The 20,989-nt window shown below is 62.7% G+C and carries 16 protein-coding genes; 6 read left to right on the top strand and 10 right to left on the bottom strand.

The genetic code is table 11. The features are described from left to right. Nucleotides 1–251: 251 nt before the first annotated feature. From QQF40_RS11745 to QQF40_RS11755, 3 genes are all read right to left on the bottom strand, one after another. Nucleotides 252–635: a RidA family protein gene (locus QQF40_RS11745; protein WP_285461438.1), complete on the bottom strand. Its 384-nt coding sequence runs from the start codon at nt 633–635 to the stop codon at nt 252–254. Nucleotides 636–782: 147 nt separating this feature from the next. Beyond that, nucleotides 783–2,042, bottom strand: a complete 1,260-nt coding sequence (locus QQF40_RS11750; protein WP_285461439.1) for a D-amino acid dehydrogenase — start codon at nt 2,040–2,042, stop codon at nt 783–785. A 409-nt stretch (nt 2,043–2,451) separates the two neighbouring features. Further along, entirely contained in the window at nt 2,452–3,783 is a 1,332-nt protein-coding gene (locus QQF40_RS11755) for an MATE family efflux transporter (RefSeq protein ID WP_285461483.1), read from the bottom strand. Between the two features lie 448 nt (nt 3,784–4,231). Here QQF40_RS11755 and QQF40_RS11760 point away from each other — a divergent pair, with 448 nt between their 5' ends. Then, nucleotides 4,232–5,194: a LysR family transcriptional regulator gene (locus tag QQF40_RS11760; RefSeq protein WP_175088627.1), complete on the top strand. Its 963-nt coding sequence runs from the start codon at nt 4,232–4,234 to the stop codon at nt 5,192–5,194. A 159-nt stretch (nt 5,195–5,353) separates the two neighbouring features. On the opposite strand, the gene QQF40_RS11765 is transcribed toward QQF40_RS11760, so the two are convergent. Next, on the bottom strand, nt 5,354–7,081 hold the full coding sequence (locus tag QQF40_RS11765) for a putative bifunctional diguanylate cyclase/phosphodiesterase (protein ID WP_175088626.1): 1,728 nt from the start codon (nt 7,079–7,081) through the stop codon (nt 5,354–5,356). Nucleotides 7,082–7,788: 707 nt separating this feature from the next. Between QQF40_RS11765 and queC the strand changes: the two genes are divergently transcribed. The 4 genes from queC to QQF40_RS11785 are packed head-to-tail and all read left to right on the top strand — an operon-like array spanning nt 7,789 to nt 10,416. Then, the gene (gene queC, locus QQF40_RS11770) at nt 7,789–8,532 is read left to right on the top strand and encodes a 7-cyano-7-deazaguanine synthase QueC (RefSeq protein ID WP_285461440.1); all 744 of its coding nucleotides are present in this window, start codon (nt 7,789–7,791) and stop codon (nt 8,530–8,532) included. Continuing rightward, nucleotides 8,532–9,224 carry a 7-carboxy-7-deazaguanine synthase gene (gene queE, locus QQF40_RS11775; RefSeq protein ID WP_175088624.1) on the top strand — a complete coding sequence of 231 codons (693 nt, stop codon included), beginning with the start codon at nt 8,532–8,534 and terminating at the stop codon, nt 9,222–9,224. Before queC ends, queE begins: the two co-directional genes overlap by 1 nt. A gap of 8 nt (nt 9,225–9,232) precedes the next feature. Beyond that, entirely contained in the window at nt 9,233–10,132 is a 900-nt protein-coding gene (locus QQF40_RS11780) for a 6-carboxytetrahydropterin synthase (RefSeq protein WP_285461441.1), read from the top strand. Further along, on the top strand, nt 10,129–10,416 hold the full coding sequence (locus QQF40_RS11785; RefSeq protein ID WP_285461442.1) for a YkgJ family cysteine cluster protein: 288 nt from the start codon (nt 10,129–10,131) through the stop codon (nt 10,414–10,416). The genes QQF40_RS11780 and QQF40_RS11785 overlap by 4 nt, the downstream gene beginning before the upstream one ends. Nucleotides 10,417–10,445: 29 nt before the next feature. On the opposite strand, the gene QQF40_RS11790 is transcribed toward QQF40_RS11785, so the two are convergent. The 3 genes from QQF40_RS11790 to QQF40_RS11800 form a co-directional block, all read right to left on the bottom strand. Beyond that, nucleotides 10,446–11,660, bottom strand: coding sequence for a CobW family GTP-binding protein (locus tag QQF40_RS11790; protein WP_285461443.1), 1,215 nt, complete (start codon nt 11,658–11,660; stop codon nt 10,446–10,448). Nucleotides 11,661–11,883: 223 nt separating this feature from the next. Next, a complete protein-coding gene (locus QQF40_RS11795; RefSeq protein WP_285461444.1) occupies nt 11,884–13,035 on the bottom strand; it encodes an iron-containing alcohol dehydrogenase in 1,152 nt (383 codons plus the stop codon). A 412-nt stretch (nt 13,036–13,447) separates the two neighbouring features. Beyond that, a complete protein-coding gene (locus QQF40_RS11800; RefSeq protein WP_285461445.1) occupies nt 13,448–14,446 on the bottom strand; it encodes an NADP-dependent oxidoreductase in 999 nt (332 codons plus the stop codon). A 264-nt stretch (nt 14,447–14,710) separates the two neighbouring features. On the opposite strand from QQF40_RS11800, the gene QQF40_RS11805 reads away from it, so the two are divergent. Then, nucleotides 14,711–15,667 (top strand): LysR family transcriptional regulator, encoded by a 957-nt coding sequence (locus QQF40_RS11805; protein WP_285461446.1) that lies wholly within the window; start codon nt 14,711–14,713, stop codon nt 15,665–15,667. A gap of 205 nt (nt 15,668–15,872) precedes the next feature. Here QQF40_RS11805 and QQF40_RS11810 read toward each other — a convergent pair whose 3' ends face one another. The 3 genes from QQF40_RS11810 to lon form a co-directional block, all read right to left on the bottom strand. Beyond that, nucleotides 15,873–17,687 (bottom strand): SurA N-terminal domain-containing protein, encoded by a 1,815-nt coding sequence (locus QQF40_RS11810; protein WP_175088617.1) that lies wholly within the window; start codon nt 17,685–17,687, stop codon nt 15,873–15,875. A gap of 277 nt (nt 17,688–17,964) precedes the next feature. Then, nucleotides 17,965–18,237: a non-specific DNA-binding protein Hbs gene (gene hbs, locus QQF40_RS11815; protein ID WP_043331296.1), complete on the bottom strand. Its 273-nt coding sequence runs from the start codon at nt 18,235–18,237 to the stop codon at nt 17,965–17,967. A gap of 177 nt (nt 18,238–18,414) precedes the next feature. Further along, nucleotides 18,415–20,823 (bottom strand): endopeptidase La, encoded by a 2,409-nt coding sequence (gene lon / locus QQF40_RS11820; protein ID WP_285461447.1) that lies wholly within the window; start codon nt 20,821–20,823, stop codon nt 18,415–18,417. Nucleotides 20,824–20,989 lie beyond the last annotated feature (166 nt).

Below are 20,989 nucleotides of genomic sequence, written 5' to 3' on the forward strand. Positions count from 1 at the left end.
GAAGGGTTCGTCCGCGATGCTCCGAGAGTCAGCACAGGGCGCTGGCTCATTTAGCCTTACGCTAATCATGCTGGCGCCAAATGTCACGCTTCACTTGCCTACATGGCGTCACGACCCCTGAAACGACACTCCCCCCGCTGAGAAATCAGCGGGGGGAGTGAGAGACAAGGCATCGATTCGCGCCAATCGTTCGTTGAGACCGGCCACTGGTTCAGAGTGGCCGCTCGTTCAGACCGACAATCGACGAGTGATCAGGAGAGTGCCAGTACACCCTCTGCTTCAAACAACACGCCCTTGGGCAGCTCCTTGACGCCGACGGCCGCACGCGCCGGATACGGCTGGCTGAAGTACTGCTCCATCAGCGTATTGACCACGGCGAAGTTGCTGAGATCGGTCAGGAACAGATTGACCTTGACCAGCTGATCCAGGCTGCCACCGGAAGCTTCACACACCGCCTTGAGATTGCGGAACACCTGCTCTGCCTGGGCTTCAAAACCGCCTTCCACCACTTCCATGGTCGCCGGGTCCAACGGGATCTGGCCGGACAGGAACACCAGATTACCCGTGCGCACCGCCTGGGAATACGGGCCGATGGCAGCCGGTGCGGACTCGGTAGAGATAATCTGCTTGGTCATGCGCAATTCCTTGTTCAATCAGTTGACGGAAAGACACTCAAAAAAGACGACGACACGGTAGTATGCACTGCCCGACAGCCCCTGGCGCAGCCACTGACACTGTCACAGATACAGACACTGTCACAGATACAGACACTGCGCCGAGCATCAGGCAGCGTAACGACCAAGACTGAGACCGTTGGGATCGATGGTGGGCTTGCGACCATCCACCAGGTCCGCCAACAGACTCGCACTGCCGCAGCTCATGGTCCAGCCCAGGGTGCCGTGGCCAGTGTTCAACCACAGATTGGCGTACTTGGTGCCACCGATGATCGGCGTGGAATCCGGCGTCATCGGACGCAGGCCGGCCCAGAATTCCGCCCGCGCATAGTCACCGGCTTCCGGGAACACGTCACGCACCACCATGTTGATGGTCGCACGGCGCTTCTCGAGCAGCGACAGATCGAACGAAGCCAGCTCGGCGGTGCCACCCACGCGAATACGGTCATCGAAGCGTGTCAGCGCGACCTTGAAGGTCTCGTCCATCACGGTGGACTGCGGCGCAGCATCGGCATTGATGATCGGCACGGTCAGGCTGTAGCCCTTGACCGGATAGATCGGCAGATCCAGATCCAGATCACGCGCCAGGAACGGCGAGTAGCTGCCCAGACACATCACGTAGCTATCTGCGGTCATCTCGCCACGGTCGGTGATGACCTTCTCGATGCGGCTGCCGCTGCGCTGGATGCGCTGAATGGTGGTATTGAAGACGAAATTGACGCCCAGGGTGTCGCGGCAGTAATCCGCCAGCCGGTTGGTGAACAGGTGACAATCGCCGGTCTGGTCATCCGGCAGGTGCAGGCCGGCGATGAACTTGCCCGGCACGCGGGTCAGTGCAGGCTCCACCGTGGCGCAGGCGTCGGCGTCCAGCAGCTGATGGCGCACGCCACAGCCCGCCAGCACCTTCATGTCGCTCTGCACGGCATCGACCTGGGCCTGGGTACGAAACAGCTGCAACAGCCCCTTCTGGCGGTCTTCGTAGCGCAGCCCGGTCTCTTCGCGCAGGGCGTTGATGCAGGCGCGGCTGTACTCGGAGACACGCACCATGCGCTCCTTGTTGACGGCATAACGGTCGGCGTTGCAATTGGCGAACATCTTGACCATGAACTTGGCCATCTGCGGGTCCATGCGCGGCTGGATCTTGAGCGGCGCATGCTCCTGGAACATCCACTTGACGGCTTTCTGCGGAATGCCCGGCGCTGCCCACGGCGAGGAGAAGCCGAAGGAAACCTGACCGGCGTTGCCGTAGCTGGTTTCCATCGCCGGGCTGGCCTGACGGTCGACGACCGTGACCTCATGCCCCTGACGCGCCAGATAATAGGCACTGGTGACACCGACGACGCCGCTACCGAGTACAAGAATCTTCATGTTGGCCTACCCCATGACTGCAAGCCGCGCCCCACGGCAAATGACAGGCGTATCCGCGCACTCGGCAGCGAATAAAGACGATGAAGGCCAACACCGGTCGACTGGACGACGCGTAGTGGCTTGGCCTGAATGCATCCAGTATAGAGGCGCAAACCACGGTTAATATTCTGTTATGAGCCTCTAAATCAGAAAATAAGCAGGTAAATTTTGTGCCATGGCAGTGATAAAAAACAAAAAAGCGGCCATTTTTGGAATGGCCGCTTTCGGTCTGCTCAACGGGACTGCTGACGGGGCTTCTGACAAGGTCTACTGGCAGGGTCTCCAGCAGGACCTTCTGGCGAGAATCTCATGAAAAGCGCCTGACATCTTGAAGGGGCGCTCGGGCAGGACGTCACGAGGGCCCGGGCGATCAGGTCGTCGCGACATAGGCATGGCGACGCACTGACTTGCCGCGGTCGCCCAGTGCCTGACGATAGACACGCCATGCCACCACACCCGCCAGCAGGTTGCCGATCGCCGAGCCGATGGCGACCCCGCGCAGACCATCCAGATGTGCCCCCAACCATACCGCCGGCAAGAAGCAGACGAAGAGACGTACGAAGGACAGCGCCGTGGCACGCAGCGGCCACCCCAGCGCGTTGGCAGCCGACACGACCAGCATGCAGATGCCGAGGAAGGAGTAGCTGGGCAACATCCACGGCAGCAGGACCGCCAGCGCCGCCGAGACCTCATCACTGCCCACCAGCACATAGGCCAGCGGAGTCGCCAGCACTGCCGCGATGATGCCCAGCACCAGCTGCCAGAGCATCACCACGCGAGCGGCCAGGTTCATCAGGCGGCGAATTTCCTGCCAACGACCGGCACCATAACAGCGCCCCAGCCACGGCGGCAGCGACATGGTCAGGGCCAGCACCACGATCAGCGAGAAGGTTTCCAGGCGTGAGGCGATCCCCCAGGCGGCCACCTCTGTCTGGCCAAGCCCCGCGACGATGGCGGTGACCAGCATCGCGGAGAGCGCCGGCATCATCTGGCACAGAATCGCGGGTATCGCGATTCCCGCCAGCTGACGGCGCGAGGCCTGCCATTCGGCCCACAGGCCGCGATATTCCATCCAGTCGCGGCGCGAGAGCTTGAACGCCGTGATGGCAAGCCCGGCCCCGAAGGAGAGTACGGTCGCCCAGGCAGCCCCCGCCAGACCGAAGCCGGGCAGCGGTCCCACGCCGAAGATCAGCAGCGGGTCCAGCACCAGATTGAAGACACTGGTCAGCAGCATCATCTCACCCGGCAGACGCGTATCGCCGTGGGCGCGGAACAAACTGTAGAGCACATAGGCCATGGCCCCCAGCCAGCTGGCGATCAGTGATGGGCCCCAGTAGACCTCGATCAGCTTCATCTCGGCGGCATTGGCACCCAGCAACTCGAAGGCCGGCCCCCTGATAACCCACAAGAGCAGCATCAGCAGTGCCATCAACACACCGGACCCCAGCAGCACCACACCGCCCAGGCGCCGTGCACGCGCCTCATCCTCGGCACCCAGGGTTCGCGAGACGATCGCGGCGATCGCGATGCCCATGCCGACCTGCACCCCGATGATCAGAAAGGTCAGCGGGAAGGTGAAGGATTGCGCGGCCAGTGGTGCGGTGCCCAGATGCGAGACGAAGGCGGCATCGACCAGGTTGAAGCCCAGCAGTCCCATGATACCGAGTGTCATCGGCAAGGTGCTGCGCCACAGGCGTGACATCAGCTCACGCGTCGTCGGAGTTCCCGACGTTGGCGGGGTCGGTGCAGAGGCGTCGTTGGACATAGAAGAAGACATGAACTCACTCCCAGCATGTCGAGCATGACTGGTTGGATGAAAGTAAAGGCGTCGGAACACTTGCGTGACGCTGGAAGGATGATTCTAGGGATTTCACCGGACCCCAGATAGGCTCAGTGGGACATGTCTTTGATGCATTGTCGGCAACAGGAAGAGCGAGAAACGCGTTGATGCGTGGTATTAGAGGAAACAGTGACCGTGATAAACTCGTCCTGTCAGAGATTTCCGTCACCTGGATTCGTGAAGATGATCCATGCAATGTCACCGGTTATCGACTGCTACCGAAGATGGACCGTCGCTTTATATGCACTGACTGCCTCATGGATGGCTGGCAGAGTGTTCCCCTCCCCATGGCATCACGAGAGGTCAGACCGTGGATAAAGCATCCCGTTTGTTGCTGTTTCTCGATGTGGTAGAAGCACAGAGTTTTTCCAAGGCGGCTGACCATCGTCAGGTCAACCGCTCGGTGGTCTCCAAGCAGATCAGCCGTCTGGAAGAAGAACTGCAGATTCGCCTGTTCAATCGCTCGACTCGCTCGCTGGCCCTGACGGATGCGGGGCGCGAGATCCATCAGCACGCACTGCGTCTGCGTGAAGTGCTGGAAGATACCGATGATGTGGCCGGCGCCTATCAGGATGGCCCGCGCGGTATCCTGAAGATCACCAGCCCGAGCCACTTCGGCCGCACCTACGTCGCCCAGGCCGTGCGTCTGTACATGGAGCGCTACCCGGATACCCAGGTGGAAGTGCGCCTGGAAGATCACCTCACCGACCTGATAGGCGGCGGTTATGACCTGGCCATTCGCATGTCGGAGCTGGAAGACTCCAACCTGATCGCGCGTCCGCTGGCGGCACACCGTCACCTGATCTGTGCCTCGCCGGCCTTCATCGAGCGTCATGGCATGCCCCAGACCCCCGCCGACCTGTCTGGCCTCCCGGCAGCGGTGTATTCCCGCGATGGCTTCATTCTCGATCGCCTGCGCGTCTGCACCGAGAGCGGTGTCGAGGAAAAGGTGGCGCTCGATTCGCGCCTCAAGGTCAATGATGCCGACGTGCTGATCGGTGCCATCAAGTCGGGTGCCTGCTATGGCATGGTGTCCGCGATCAACATCAAGGACGAGATCCTGGATGGAGAACTGGTGCCGCTGTTGACCAACGTGCCGATGAAGCCCTTGCCTTCGATCCACCTGGTCTACCCGCACCGCCAGTACCTGCCGCAGAAGACACGTCGCTTCAGCGATTGCCTGCAGGAGGTCGTCGGCACCCCCCCCGTCTGGGAGCAGCGCATTCCGGGCTTCGAGAACATGTACGGCTACGGTAGCGGTTGCAGCGAATGAGACATCGCCACGACTCCCGAGTCTGAATGCAAGCCGTCCCCTCCCACGGCCACTGCCAGACCCGAACGTCCAGCATGAAAACGCCCGCCATGCAGAATCACTGCGTGGCGGGCGTTTTCATTCAAGGCTCCCTTCTCTTATCCCCTCAGGACAAGGCACTCAGGGGCAGGGATGGATTGACGGCTTGCGCTTGAGCCACTCGACCAGCTCCGGCAGGCGCTTGGGCCGTGCATAACGGAAGCCCTGTACCAGATGACAGCCCATCTCGACCAGCAGGCGCTCCTGCTCTGCGGTCTCGACGCCTTCCGCCAATACTTCCATGCCCAGGCTGTCGGCCAGCGAGATCGCATGAGAGACGATGGCGCGGTCGCGGGCATCATGATCAAGACTACCGACGAAGCGCTGATCGACCTTGAGGCGGCAAGCACGCAGGTCGCGCACGTAGAGCAGTGACGCGAAGCCGGTGCCGAAGTCATCGATCGCCAGGCGCACACCGCGTTCGATCAGGCCGGTGAGACGCTCCACGACGCGATCGAGATCCGGTACGCGTGAAGATTCGGTGATTTCAAGCTCCAGGCGTTCCGGCGCGAAGTCATGACGTGCCAGGGCCTCCGAGACGCGCTCGGGGAAGCCGGGGTCACGAAACTCCTGAGCCGAGACATTGATCGCCACCGACAGCGGCTTGCCGTTCGGCGTCACCAGGTCACGCGTCGCCGAGAGGGCCGTGTCCATCACCCGCGCGCCGACGGTGCCGATCAAGCCGTACTGCTCCGCCAGCGGGATGAAGCGCCCCGGGCCGATGGTGCCAAGCTCGGGATGGTCCCAGCGCACCAGTACCTCGACACCGACGGCCTCGCCACTGGCGAGGTCGAACTGGGGCTGGAAGGCGAGATCCAGCTCTTCGAGATGCTCGCGCAGGTCACTGGTCAGGCGATAGTCGTTGAGGTGCTGCATGTGCGCGCCGGGCGAGAATACATGCAGGGGGCCGCAGACATCGATGTCATCGTATTCCCCATGCAACATGGCGAGTTCGGCCAGATGCATGAGGCGATGGGCGCGCCGCGCGTGCTGCGGTGCCAGACTGATGCCGACCCGCGCCGTGACCGGCAGGGCCTTGCCATCCAGTCGCATCAGCATCACCAGCCGTTCGCACAGCTCGTTGGCACGCGCGATCAGGCTGGCCTCATCCCCGATGAAGAACAGCGCGAAGGCGTTGCCTAGGGGGCGGCAGACCAGAGCGTCGCGATACTGCAGGGACATGGCTTCTGCCACCCGCTCCAGCAACGGATCGATGCGTTCGGCTCCGTGCGCCGAGTTGATGATTTCCAGGTGGGTCAGCGACAGGTAGATGATGCCGCCATCGATGCTACCGTCGACGCTTTCTTCCAGCAGCAGTTCATCGATCTGGGCATTGAAACGATCGCGCGACAGCAGGTTGATGGGCTGCAGCCGGCGCAGGGCGATCAAGACCTTGTCATCCACCCCGGCCGCCCGAGCCTCCGCCAGCCCCGAGAACGGCGCCTTAAGGCGGACTCGCCGCTCGCTGACCGGTTCGAGACGCGGCCGCTCTGTACCGAACAGCTCCTTCCAGCCACAGGTGTTGGCCACCAGACACTCGGCATCGAAGATCGCCATGCGCCACGGCAGATTGGCCTTCTGCACCAGCAGCCATTCTCCCAGCTCTCCGGTAATGCCCATCAACCAGAAGCCGGGCTGGCCGCTGATGCCACAAGGCTCCGGCTGCTTGGGCAGCGGAGATGGCAGCTCCGGCACCCTGTCTTCCTGGCGAGCGCGCGGCGACGTCCAGGCGAGTTGGCCGAAGCGGTCATGAATCCACAACGGCTCTTCGATGGACGACAGCAATTTGATCAAGATATCGAGAGGCACGCTCACTCCACCTGCAGTCATAAGGAAAATGGCTTGATGCCCCGCAATGGCCGCCTGTCGCCAGTGGTGCTGGCCGTAGGCTGCGCAACGCGGGCAACACCACCGGGACATGACACGTCATTCACGCTACCGGCTGTTCTCGCGCTTATCTGCTTACACCTGCTTTCTTTGTCGCCGCTGGCTGCAGCAAGGCCCGGCCAGCATGGCTAGTGCGGCAATGTCCGAGCGTCCATGCGACTCTTCCCATGGCCATGGACAGGCGCCAGAGTGCTGCACCTTGTCTTTTCTGATCGCCCTTTTGAACGCACCATCGAACGCCAGACGCCTCCCCGCTACGCATGTCACTTAGAAGCTGCTCCAGACGGCATTCGATAGCCATTCAACCGGCTCCTCGATCAGTCATCCCGAAGTCCGTGCCGTCAGGGAAGGCACTACATGTACCAGCATGCAGCACGCAGTCGACACTCTCTACGCTTCGCTAATACTCCGAGTCTATGCCAGCCTGTGGTGCGGGTACCAAGGCTATTTTCTCGCCGACTCAACGCTTGGTTGCCATGGCCGCTGCAAAACCTGACGACAGGCGACGTATCCGCGGCCCGCGCCAGTGCACGAGTGGCATCAAGGCGTGTGGAAGAGTAGGATAGGCGCCCGTTTCGCCCGGACCGGATCCCGGGCGCCGAATCCATCGGTCAAAGAAATTCTCCGTCATGACTCTCAACGTCCAGAATTCCGCTGTACCCGCTTCTGCCTCCTCTGCAGAGCGCCCCCGCGCCGTCGTCATCTACTCCGGTGGCATGGACTCCTACACTGTCCTGCACCAGGCGCTGAAGGAAGGCTTCGAGGTACATGCCCTCTCCTTCCATTATGGCCAACGTCACTCGCGTGAGCTCGACGTCGCACGCCAGGTCTGCGAGTCGCTGGGCGTCGCCCACGAAGTCGTCGACATTCGCGCCATCCATGGCCTGATCGACAACTCCGCGCTGACCAACAGTGACCAGGCGATGCCCAGGGCCGACTACGACGAGGCCTCCATGACCTCGACCGTGGTGCCCAACCGCAACATGATCCTGCTGTCACTGGCCATCGCCAAGGCCGTCAACATCGAGGCCGAGGTCTGCTTCTATGGTGCCCACGGTGGCGATCACGTGCTCTACCCGGATTGCCGTCCGGAGTTCGTCGACAAGATGAACGCCGTCGCCGCGATCGCCAACTTCTCGCCGGTGGAGATTCGCGCACCCTTCCTGCACGCGAGCAAGGACGAGATTCTGGCCGCGGGCATCGCCATGCAGCTCGATTACGCCCAGACCTGGACCTGCTACGAAGGCCGTGAACTGGCCTGCGGGGAATGCGGCAGCTGCCGTGAGCGTCTCGAGGCCTTCGCCGCCCATGGGCTGAGCGATCCGCTCGGTTACGAAACGACCGACTCGGCCAAGGGCGCAGGCACTCGCTGATGTATACGGTAAAGGAAGCGTTCTACACCCTGCAGGGCGAAGGTGCTCGCGCAGGGCGCGCCAGCGTGTTCTGCCGCTTTGCCGGCTGCAATCTGTGGAGTGGCCGCGAGCAGGACCGCGACACCTCGGTCTGCCGCTTCTGCGACACCGATTTCGTCGGCACCAACGGCCAGAATGGCGGCAAGTTCCGCACCGCAAACGCGCTGGCGGACTTCCTGGCCAGCCTGTGGCCGGAGCACACCGGCATCGCCACGCCCTATGTGGTCTTCACCGGCGGTGAGCCGCTGTTGCAGCTCGACAGTGAGCTGGTGGACGCGATGCACGCCCGCGGCTTCGAGATCGCGGTGGAGACCAACGGCACCGTCGAGCCGCCTGCCGGCATCGACTGGCTATGTGTCAGTCCCAAGGGCGCCAGCGAGCTGGTCCTCACCGGCGGCGATGAGCTCAAGCTCGTCTACCCGCAGCCGGAGGCCCTGCCGGAGCGCTTCGTCAGCCTGGACTTCGCGCACTTCTATCTGCAGCCACTGGATACCGCCGCCCTCGACGCCCTGCCCGCGCCTGCCGCGGCCCGCGAGCATTACCGCGAGGTGCTGGCGTGTGACACGCCGATGAGCCAGTGCGTCAGCTACTGCATGCGCAATCCCCAGTGGCAGCTCTCGCTGCAGACCCACAAGATCAGTGGTATCGATTGATGACCGCAATGACTCCCAAGACCCTGTTCGTCAGGGCCCTCACCGCGGTGGATGCATCGGTGTGGAGCAATACCCGCGGCCTGTACGGCATCAGCCAGCATCTGGATCTGGAGCTGGACGGTGCCGTCGGCCATGACGGCATGCTGTTCGACTTCGGCGACGTCAAGCCGTGGGCCAAGCGCATGATCGACCAGGATGCCGACCACACCCTGATCGTGCCCAGCCAGGCCGAAGGCGTGAGCGTCACGGACTGTCCAGAGGGACTGTGCCTGCGCTTCACCCAGCCCTATGCCATGGAAGTGCGCGGCCCGCGTCAGGCCTTCTGCCTGCTGCCGGTAGCCGAAGTCACCACCGAGGTGCTGGCCAGCCACTTCGAGAAGCTGCTGACTCGCCGCCTGCCGCCGCGCGTCGAGGCGCTGCGCGTACGTCTGCGCGACGAGACCATCGAGGGTGCCGCCTACACCTACAGTCATGGCCTGCGCCATCACAGCGGCAACTGCCAGCGTATCGCGCATGGGCATCGCTCTCCGCTGATCATCGAACGCAATGGCGTGCGGGACACGGCACTGGAAGCCGAGTGGGCCGAGAAGCTCAACGACCGCTATCTGGCCGAGGAAGGCGATCTGATCGATAGCCCGGGACGTGAGCTGGTATTCAGCTATGAGGCGCCTCAGGGCAGGTTCCGCATCCGCCTGCCGCGCAAGCAGGTCTGGCTGTTGCCGACACCGACCACCATCGAGTGGATCGCCGACTGGCTGGCGCGTCAGATCGCCCTCGACAGCGGTGACAGCATTCGCGTCGAGGCCTACGAGGGCATCAACAAGGGCGCCATCGCGCGGCATACCCCGCAGACGGCGCGCGAGCCTCTCGTCCTCCCCGAGCACGAAGACGCGTCCGCTACCTCATGACGCAGACCCTCTCCCCTTCTGCGGATGCTGCCGCTCCCGGCTGTCGTGCCGGTTGTGGCGGCTGCTGCATCGCCCCTTCGATCTCGAGCCCGATTCCCGGCATGCCCGATGGCAAGCCGGCGGGGGTGCGTTGCGTGCAGCTGGATGACGACAACCTGTGCAAGCTGTTCGGCACGCCGCATCGCCCGGCGGTGTGCGGTGACTTCGATTTCGATCACGAGCTGTGTGGCGATTCCCGCGAAGAAGCTCTGCACCTGATCGGCGAATGGGAGCGCCTGACGTGAAAGGCGCGCCCTGAGGGGCCCGCCTCAGCTCACTCGCCGAAGAAGTTGAAGGGCCTGGCGGCACCGTCGCTGCGACAGGCCAGCAAGGCCGCATTCAGCTGACGGGAATCCTCAAGCGGCAACGCAGCCACCATCCCCTCCTGCTCCTGCCCGTCCAGCGGTGCAATCAGCTCAAGCCGCGAATCCTCGCGCCAACTGGACGGCGCAAGCTCGGCACGCCCATTGGCGCGGTTATAGCTGCGCCAACCATCCTGGGTGTGAAAGACGCCCTTGATACGCCACTCGCGCGGCAGGCCATCCAGCCACTGGGTCAGCTGATCGAGATCGAACACCTCGCTTGCGGCGATTCGCCAGCCCAGACTGGCATGCTCAAGCCCCTCGGCCTGTTCGATCACCGGCGCGCCGGGCAGTGGCATCATGCCTGAGGCGGACGGTTCTTCACTGGCCTGCGCCAAACGCGCCCTATCCCGTGCAGCGCGATGGGCGGCCGGCATGCTGATCTCGGGCTGGTGCGCATCGCTGGCATGCCCGCCGCCCTGGCGCTGAGGCGCGCGTTCTGCTGACAGCAGCCAATCGATCAGTGCGACCTCCTGACCGGCCATGCGGGCCTGCGGCGGCTGGCTTTCGCCGTCGGCTCTGCCCATTTCACCGACCCAGCGCTTGCGCGGCCACATCCCCGCCAGAAACTCATGCGCGGCCGCCAGCTGCTGCTCACTCGCCAGATCACGCTTGCTGAGCACCACGCCGCCCGCCAGCGTCAACTGGTCCTGGAAGGTGCCGTGTTCGCGCGTGCGGGGGTCGTCCAGTGCGCGCGGGTCCAGCAGGGTGATGGCTTCCTCAAGCGCAAGCGCCGAGGCCAACCCTTCACTGCGCAGCACATCGATTAGCCCCGCCGGGTGCCCCAGCCCCGAAGGTTCGATGATCAGACGATCAGGACGCGTCTGATGGATCAGGCTGACCAGCCCCGCCTGCAGCACGAAGGCCAGCTGACAGCACAGACACCCGCCGGGCAGTCCCTTGACGCTGACATCCTCGCGCCCGGCAAACAGTGCCTGATCGATCCCCACCTGCCCGAACTCATTGACCAGGATCGCCCAGTGCTCATCCGCCGGCTTGGCCGCGACCAATGCCTGGATGAAACTGCTCTTGCCCGTTCCCAGAAAGCCGGTGATCAGATGCACCGGAATCGGAGCTGGTTCCGTCGGGGCGTCGCCACTTCTGGCGCCGCGTGAAGCCACAGACATGCTGAAATCTCCGCAAGATGAAGGGCGTGCAAAAGGTTATAGAGTAACAAAAACCGGCCGGCGACGAAGTCTCGTCAAGCGAATCCGGCTTTCTGGCGTGACGCGATCTGGCGGACGGCAAGCTGCAACAAGGGGGGAGACAAGGAGGGAGATACGCAAAACCCCTCGCCACCAGAGGTGACGAGGGGTTTGAGGCTGACACTCGAGCCTAACTATCGTGCGATCAGGCAGCGCGGGTCAGGATACGACGCGCCACGTCCGGCGTGATATCGCCGTGCTCACCGATGGCGGTGAATCCGTGACGGGTCAGATTGTCGACCAGCTGATCGATGCTGTCGGCACTGATACCGGCTTCGCTCAACGACACCGGCGCGCCCAGACGAGTGAAGAACTCACGGGTCTTGTCGATGGCGGCGCGCGCGACGCTCTCTTCATCGCCCTCCAGCGCCCAGACGCGGCGACCGTATTGCGCCAGCTTGGCACGCTTGGCCTCGAACAGTTCCTCCCACAGCGCCGGCATCACGATGGTCAGGGTGCGACCATGATCGACACCGTGCAGTGCGGTGATCTCGTGACCGATCATGTGAGTGGCCCAGTCCTGCGGCACGCCACGCCCGATCAGGCCGTTGAGGCCCAGGTTGGCGGCCCACATGATGTTGGCGCGCACGGCCAGATCATCCGGCTGGCTCAGCACCTTGGGGCCTTCCTCGATCAGCATCATCAGCAGCCCCTCGGAGAAGCGGTCCTGCACCGGCGCATTGACCGGATAGGTCAGGTACTGCTCGCTGACGTGGATGAAGGCATCGACGACGCCATTCACGCTCTGACGCTCCGGCAGGGTCAGGGTGGTGGCCGGGTCCAGCACCGCGAAGCGCGGGTAGGCCAGCTCACTGAACATCGGCAGCTTGTCGTGGGTCTCGTAGTTGGTGACCACGGCGTTGCCATTGGACTCGGAGCCCGTGGCCGGCAGTGTCAGCACCACGCCCAGCGGCAGCGCCGTCTCGGGGTGCTTGCCCTCGGCGAGAATCTCCCACGGATCACCGGCGTGACAGGCGGCGAGCGCGAGGAACTTGCTGCCATCGGCGACGCTGCCACCTCCTACCGCCAGCAGATAATCGATCTTCTCGCGCTTGATGACTTCCAGGGCTTCGAGCAGGGTGTGATAGCTCGGGTTAGGCTCGATGCCGCCGAAGCTCCACCACTGACGGCCTTCCAGCGCGGCTTCGATCTGATCCATCACGCCGTTGCGCTTGATCGACCCGCCACCGTAGGTGACCAGCACGCGGGCATCCGCCGGAATCTCGTCACGCACCTTGGCGATCTGGCCGGCACCGAAGTGCACGCGGGTCGGGTTCTGATAGGTAAAGTCCTGCATGATGCTCTCCTCGCGGAGTCAGGGGCGACACGGCAACATGAGATGACAGAGCCGTGGTCAGGCGCCACCTGACACAGAGTGACATGTGGGCAAATGACAGATAAACGCGACGATGACGCCACCTGCCCACGAACGATGGCCTGCATTCTAGAGCAGTGACCAAGACCAAAGTAGAGCGCAGGCCGCACGTCTTTGGTTCGTGAGAGTCACCAATCCTCACGACCGGTGATATTTGAGGACCAGTAATGCCTGGTGACCAGTAACGTGTGATGAACAGGAATGCGTGATGACCTACGCCGGGCCACCCACGCAAAAGGCCCGCCGCAGCGAGCCTTTCGTAAGTGCCTGAGCAGCGCGCATACGCGCGACGTCAGGTATTCGGGTCTTCAGTAATGCTGTGTCAGTTCTCAGATCAAAGACGCACCAGCATCTTGCCCTTGTTGCCACCCGAGAACAGCTGGAGGAAGGCGTCCGGCGTCTGCTCGAGCCCTTCTTCCACCGTCTCTTCATAGTCGATATCGCCCTTGGCGACCTGCGGCCCTACCTCTTCGAGGAAGCGGCTGTAGTTCTGCCAGTGATCAAAGACGATGAAGCCTTGCATGCGCGCACGACGGATCAGGATCATCGAGATGTTCGAGGGGCCAGGCGCCGCCTCGGTATCGTTGTAGCTGGAGATCATGCCGCAGACGGCGATGCGTGCGCCGACATTCAGGTTGTTCAGCGCCGCCACCAGGCAATCACCGCCGACATTCTCGTAGTAGACATCGAAGCCGTCCGGGCAGGCTTCCTTGAGCGCCTTCGTCAGCTGCTCGGCATCCTTGCCCTTGTAGCTGACCGCCTTGACGCCCCGCGCTTCCAGCCAATCGAGCTTTTCCTGGCTGCCGGCGATGCCGACGACAGTGCCGCCCTTGGCCTTGGCCAGCTGGACGGCGAGCGAGCCGACCGCACCGGAGGCCGCGCTGACCAGCACGTTATCGCCCTCTTTCATCTCGGCGATGATGTTGAGGCCGGTCCAGGCGGTCATGCCCGGCATGCCCAGTACGCCCAGGTAGGCCTGCTCCGGCACCTCGATGCTCGGCAGCGCCTCGACCTGGCCACCCGACAGCTGTGCGATGTCGCGCCAGCCGCCCATGTGACGTACCTTGTCGCCGCGCTTGAAGCGAGAGTCACGTGACTCGATCACTTCACCGACGGCTGCGCCCTGCAGCGGCTCATTGAGCTCGAAGGGGTCGATATAGGTCTTCACGCCGCTCATGCGGCCACGCATGTAGGGATCGACGGACAGCCAGCTGTTGCGAATGCGCACCTCGCCTTCGCCGAGCTCGCTCAGCTCTTCCTCACGCAACTGGAACAGGTCGCGTTCCGGGGTGCCTTTCGGATAGTCGGTGATCGTGTAATAGCGTGTCTGCATGCGATGCTCCTTGCGAATGATCTGGTCAAACGACTTGTGATCAGAATCGTCATCAGGCCGCTGGCCCGAGGCCTCAACCCTGTGACGACTGGCCGCCGCAAGCGTTGCTCGGCGACGAAGTGCCCCCAGATTACGCGCGCTCCCGATATCACACCAATGACAGAAACTGAATCCCGGTATGCATGAGACTGATATCATGTGCGGTTGAAACTGCACACTTTCATCCCAGTGACTGGGTCGCCTCGCTACCGGGAACCGCTTGCCATGCACCTGGCTGAACTTGCCCGCCATGATCTCAATACGCTGGTTGCGCTGCATGCGCTGCTGGAAACCCGCAGCGTGTCGCGGGCCGCTGAGCGCCTCAACCTGAGCCAGCCTGCGGTGTCTCGCACCCTGGGCCGTCTACGCGAGGCCTTCGATGACCCCCTGTTCGTGCGGGCGCAACGCGGTCTGCGTCCCACCGCACGCGCAGAGGCCCTCAGGCAGCCCCTCGCCCGTCTGCTGCAGGAGCTGGGTGCCCTGCTGGCGCCACCCGAGTTCTCGCCTGGAGATAGCCAACGGCGCTTTCAGCTGGCCACCACCGATTACGGCATGCACGCCTTCGTGGCACCCCAGATCGCCCCGCTGCACGAGCAGGCACCCGGCATCCGTCTGGATATCCAGGCCTATGGCGGCAATGTCGAACAGCAGCTGGAAGAAGGCGGGCCGGAGCTTGCGATGTGCGTGCCCACCGCCAGGGTGCCGGCTGGCGTGCATGGTCGCGAAATCGGGGATGACCAGTTCGTCTGCGTGATGCGCCAGGACCATCCGCTGGCAGCGAAGGAGACCTTGAGCCTGGAGGGCTTCCTCGCCGCCAGTCACCAACTGATCAGCATGGGCGGTGATGAGCGAGGCGCGGTGGACCTCAAGCTGGCGGAACTGGGGCTGAGTCGTCAGGTCGTCATGCGCCAGCCCCATTTTCTGGCCGCCTTCAGTGTCAGCTGCCACAGCGATCTGTTGCTGTGCGTGCCGGGCTGTCTGGCCATCAGCATGCTCGATCAGCTGCCGCTAGCCCTGCGTCCGTTGCCCATCCCTCTCAACCGCTTCTCCTACTGGCTGGTGTGGCATGAACGCCTGCACCATGACGCTGGCCACCGCTGGCTACGCCAAACGCTCTCCACGGGCATTCAGGCCCGTCACCGCGAACTCTCCCGGCAGCTGCGTCAGCGGCTGGGCTCGTGACTTGATACATGACTCGTGATCTGACACCAAGCTCGTGACCTGACGCCACCCCCGCACGTAGCCTCGCGGCCTGAGCTTCGATACTTGAGTCTGCGAGGCTTGAACCCAATGGCTTGAACCAAAAAAGACCGCCACCCCCAAGGGGTGACGGTCTCATTGGCAGGCAACGCTGCCCACGCCAGTTGCCTGGCTCATTTGCGCTCGATCAGTTGCGCTCGATCTCGGCACGCTCGCGCAGAGATTCCTGCAGGCCCGTGACAGCGGCCTGAGCACGCAGACGCGTCGCCAGACGCGAGAGGAACCGATCCATCTCGCCCGGCTCAGCCTCGCCGATCTCGGTCAGAGCGATCAGCGCGATGCCACCACTCAGCGACGCCTTGCCGTAGACCGGCTGGCCATCCTGCGGGTGCGCCAGCGTGAAGGCCTGCTTGACCAGACTCTGCGGCAGCTGGGTGCTGGCCTGACGGCTGACGTCATCAGCCTGCTGCCAGTCGATCCCCTCGAGTGATCCACCCTGGCGCAGCGTCTCCAGACGCTTCTCGGCCAGTGCCTCGAGTGCCTTGGCAGTCTTGTCGGCCTTGGCTTCGCGCTGAACCTGCTGCTTGACCTCATCCAATGCCAGCGTTGTGGCCTCACGCTGCTCGAGAACGCGCAGCACCAGACGACGGCTGTCATCCAGTTCGATGACATCACTGTTGTAGCCCTCTTTCAGCACTTCGTCACCGAAGGCTGCCGCCATCACACCCGGCTCGGACAGCAGTTCATCATCGTTTTCCTGCGCGACCCAGTCGGTCTTCTCAAGCGGCAGGTCCAGATCCTCGGCGACGCTGGCCAGATCATCCGCCGCGAAACTCTCATCCTTCAGCTGCTGCGCCTTCTCGTTGAAGGTATCACGGGAAGCGGCCCGACGGGCTTGCGTCAGCAGCTCGTCGCGCATGTCCTCGAAGGGCGCGATGTCCAGACCGGTCACCTTGATCAGGTGCAGGGTGTCGCCGGTATCGACGATATCCGACACCTGGCCTTCATCCAGCGCGAAGGCCGCATCATCGAAGTCTTCGCCGAAGATACCGCGGGTGATCACGCCAAGCTCACCGCCGTCCTCGGCCGTGGAGCTGTCTTCGGAGACCTCGGCCGCCACCTTGGCGAAGTCTTCGCCGTTGGCGAGTGCGTCACGTGCGCCCTCGAGCTTGGCACGTGCTGCCGCATCATCGTCACCCTTCTCGACCATGATGTGCGCGATCTCCCGCGGCGCGTCGGCACGCTTGGCCTCATATTCAGCCTTCAGCGTGTCTTCGCTGATATCGCCACCGCTGGCCAGCTCGTTCTGGTCCAGCAACACGTAGGCCAACTTGACCTGTGCCGGACGACGGTAGTTGTCCTGGTGGCTGTCATACCAGGCCTTGAGCTCGTCTTCGCTGACCGTCACCGGCGCATCGAGGTCCGCGCTGCTCAGCGTGGCATAGCGGAAGGTGCGCGTCTGGCGCTGCAGCTGGCTGAGCTTCTCTTCTTCGCCCGGCAGCACGAAGGCACTGGCGGCAAAGCCGTCGGTCAACTGCTGGCGCAGGGTGTCGCTGCTCAGCTGCTGGCGGAAGGAGGTGGGAGAGTAGCCGGCGCTGGCCAGACGATTGCGGAACAGGTCGGCGTCGAAGCGCCCCTTGTCATCCTGGAAGTCCGGAATGCTCACGATCAGTTGATCGAGCTGCGCATCGGACATGTGCAGGCCGCCTTCCTCGGCGTATTGATCCAGCAGGCGGGAATCGATCATCTGGTTGATGATCTGATTGCGCGCTTCGCGCTCCTGTTCCGGCGCTACCTGGCCAGAACGGATGGCACGCTGGACTTCGGTTTCCACCGCCTGACGGCTGATGGTGTCGCCATTGACCGTGGCCACGTCGTCACTGCTGGCAGTGAAGGCGCCAATGATCGACTCAACACCAAAGAAGGCAAAGGTGACGACAATGAAACCAACGATCGTCTTGGCCACCCAGCCATGCGACCGGTCTCGAATTCGTTGCAGCATGCAGGCCTCGAACTACAGGGATTGGAATGGCCACAAGGGCCGCGACTCAGTGACTGATGATTATACGCATGCCGCAGACAGATGCAGGTGACTTTGCACGACTGACTGACTCGCCAGGGTCATCAAACGCTTGCGCCCTTCCGACATGGCCGGTTTCAGCCACAAAAAAAGCGCATCGCTAGGCGATGCGCTTCGATGTTCTGGTGCCGGTTCGGCAGTCATCAGACCACTCCCGAACCGGTACCGCGCCACCGGGTGCCTGCGAAGCAGGCAGACCTCAGTTGACGGCGTCTTTCAGTGCCTTGCCAGCCTTGAAGCTCGGCACCTTGGCAGCACTGATCTCGATCGGAGCGCCAGTCTGCGGGTTACGGCCAGTACGTGCAGCACGCTCCTTGACAATAAAGGTGCCGAACCCGACCAATGCCACGGTCTCACCCTTCTTCAGGCTATCAGTGACGGTGTCGACCATCGCATCGAGTGCACGGCTAGCTGCTGCTTTCGGAATATCGGCAGATGCAGCAATGGCTTCGATCAGCTCGGATTTATTCACTCTTCACCCCTTGAATTTGCAAAAATTACCAGAAATCAGCGCGAAAATTACGGGTGCTAAACGCGATCGCGACGAAGCGGAGTTTATAGCAACGCCCTCAAACGACTGTCAAGCAACCTCACGCGCAAAACCGCACCACGCCGCCGTTTCGACAGCGGCATGGCCAAAAAAATCCCGTCAATGTGTACTGATCATTGTCTGACGACCACCGGCATCGTCTGAACGAGAATCGTCCTTCTCAGCAGTAGACTTTTCTGCTAGAGCCACCTCAAGCACTTCGTCGATCCAGCGCACCGGCCGAATATCGAGTGCATCCTTGATGGTGTCCGGAACCTCCTTGAGGTCACGGCGATTTTCCTCGGGAATCAGCACAAGCTTTATACCACCGCGTCGCGCCGCCAGCAATTTCTCCTTGAGGCCACCGATCGGCATGACTTCGCCACGCAGGTTGACCTCACCGGTCATTGCCACGTCACAGCGCACGGGGCGTCCACAGTAAGCGGATACCATCGCGGTGACCATGGCAGCGCCCGCACTGGGGCCGTCCTTGGGCGTGGCGCCTTCCGGCACGTGGATGTGCAGGTCTTCCTTCTCGAAGCGCTCAGCCTCGATACCGAAGGCCTCGGCACGCGCACGCACCACGGTGTGGGCCGCACTCACCGACTCCTTCATGACGTCGCCCAGTGACCCGGTCTTGCTAACACGCCCCTTGCCCGGCGTGACGACAGACTCGATGGTGAGCAGCTCACCGCCGACGGAGGTCCAGGCCAGGCCAGTGACACGGCCGATCTGGTCCTCGGCATCGGCGAGGCCGAAGCTGTACTTGCGGACACCAGCGTAGTGCTCGACCTGCTCGACCTCAAGGTGCATGGAAGACAGTGCGCCCTCCTTTGCCTCGGCGACCACACGCTCGCGCACGATCTTGCGGCAGACCTTGGCGAGCTGGCGCTCAAGCTCACGCACACCGGCTTCACGCGTGTAGTAACGGATCAGCTCGAGCACGGAGGCTTCGCTGAAGGTCAGCTCGCCCGGCTTCAGGCCATTGGCCTTAAGCTGCTTGGGCGCCAGGTAGCGCATCGCGATGGCCAGCTTCTCGTCTTCGGTGTAACCCGGCAGACGGATGATTTCCATGCGATCGCGCAGCGGGCCGGGAATGTTCATCGAGTTGGACGTACAGATGAACAGGGTCTCGGACAGATCGTAATCAAGCTCGAGATAGTGATCGGCGAACTTGTCATTCTGCTCCGGATCCAGCACCTCAAGCAACGCCGAGGCAGGATCACCGCGGTGGTCCATGCCCAGCTTGTCGATCTCGTCGAGCAGCACCAGCGGATTCTTCACGCCCGTCTTGGCCATGCGCTGGATGATCTTGCCCGGCAGTGCCCCGATATAGGTGCGGCGGTGACCACGGATCTCGGACTCATCGCGCACGCCGCCCAGCGCCATACGGGTATAGTGGCGGTTGGTGGCACGTGCGATGGACTTGCCCAGCGAAGTCTTGCCGACACCCGGCGGGCCGACCAGACACAGCACCGGCCCCTTGAGCTTCTTGACGCGCTTCTGCACGGCGAGATACTCGAGGATGCGTTCCTTGACCTCATCCAGACCGTAGTGGTCCTCGTCCAGCACCTTGGCGGCGTGGTCGATGTCATGACGCACACGCGTGCGCTTCTTCCACGGCACGTCGCACAGCCAGTCCAGGTAGGTGCGCACCACGGTCGCCTCGGCGGAAGTCGGTCCCATCATCTTGAGCTTGTTGAGCTCTTGGGTCGCCTTCTCCTCTGCCTCCTTCGGCATGCCGGCGTCCTTGATGCGACGCTCGTACTGCTCGACCTCGTTGGGCACGTCATCCAGCTCACCCATTTCCTTCTGGATGGCCTTCATCTGCTCGTTGAGGTAGTACTCGCGCTGCGACTTCTCCATCTGCTCCTTGACGCGGGTACGAATACGCTTCTCGACCTGCAACAGGTCGATCTCCGCTTCGATCAGCGTCATCAGGTGCTCGATGCGGTCACGCACCTTGTCCATCTCGAGCAGCGCCTGCTTGTCATTGATGCCCAGCGACAGATGCGCGCTGATGGTATCCACCAGACGGCTCGGGTCTTCAATGCCCTGCAGGCTGCCCAGCACTTCGTTGGGCACCTTCTTGGAAAGCTTCACATACTGCTCGAACTGGTTGAGCAGCACGCGCACCAGGGTTTCCTGCTCTCGCTCGGACAGCGGCTGGCTGTCACGCAGCGCGACGTCGGCGATGCTGTGGCCGTCGTCGTGCAGGCGAATCGCCTGGATATCGGCGCGCGAGCTGCCCTCGATCAGCACCTTGACAGTGCCATCGGGGAGTTTGAGCAGCTGCATGATGTCGGCAACGGTGCCGATGGCGAACAGGTCTTCCGCCGTCGGGTCGTCCTGGCTGGCTTCACGCTGCGCCGCAAGCAGGATCTTCTTGTCGCCTTCCATGGCCACTTCGAGGGCCTGGATCGACTTTTCCCGGCCGACGAACAGCGGAATCACCATCTGGGGATAGACCACCACATCCCGCAGCGGCAGCAGCGGAAGTGTCAGGGTCTGATCTTCGTTCTGCTCCATGGCAGACGTTCCTCGGTATTCTGTGGGTGGGCCGCCTCACACGGCACTTTGATACTGAGACCATGGGGGCAAGGCCATGATTTTGCAATGATCCCGACACGCCTGGCGGTAACTCAACGCTGAATGAAGCCGTGCGTGACCCGCGAATGCATCACAGTAAGAATGG

It is taken from the genome of Cobetia sp. LC6 (assembly GCF_030264805.1).
Classification (GTDB): domain Bacteria; phylum Pseudomonadota; class Gammaproteobacteria; order Pseudomonadales; family Halomonadaceae; genus Cobetia.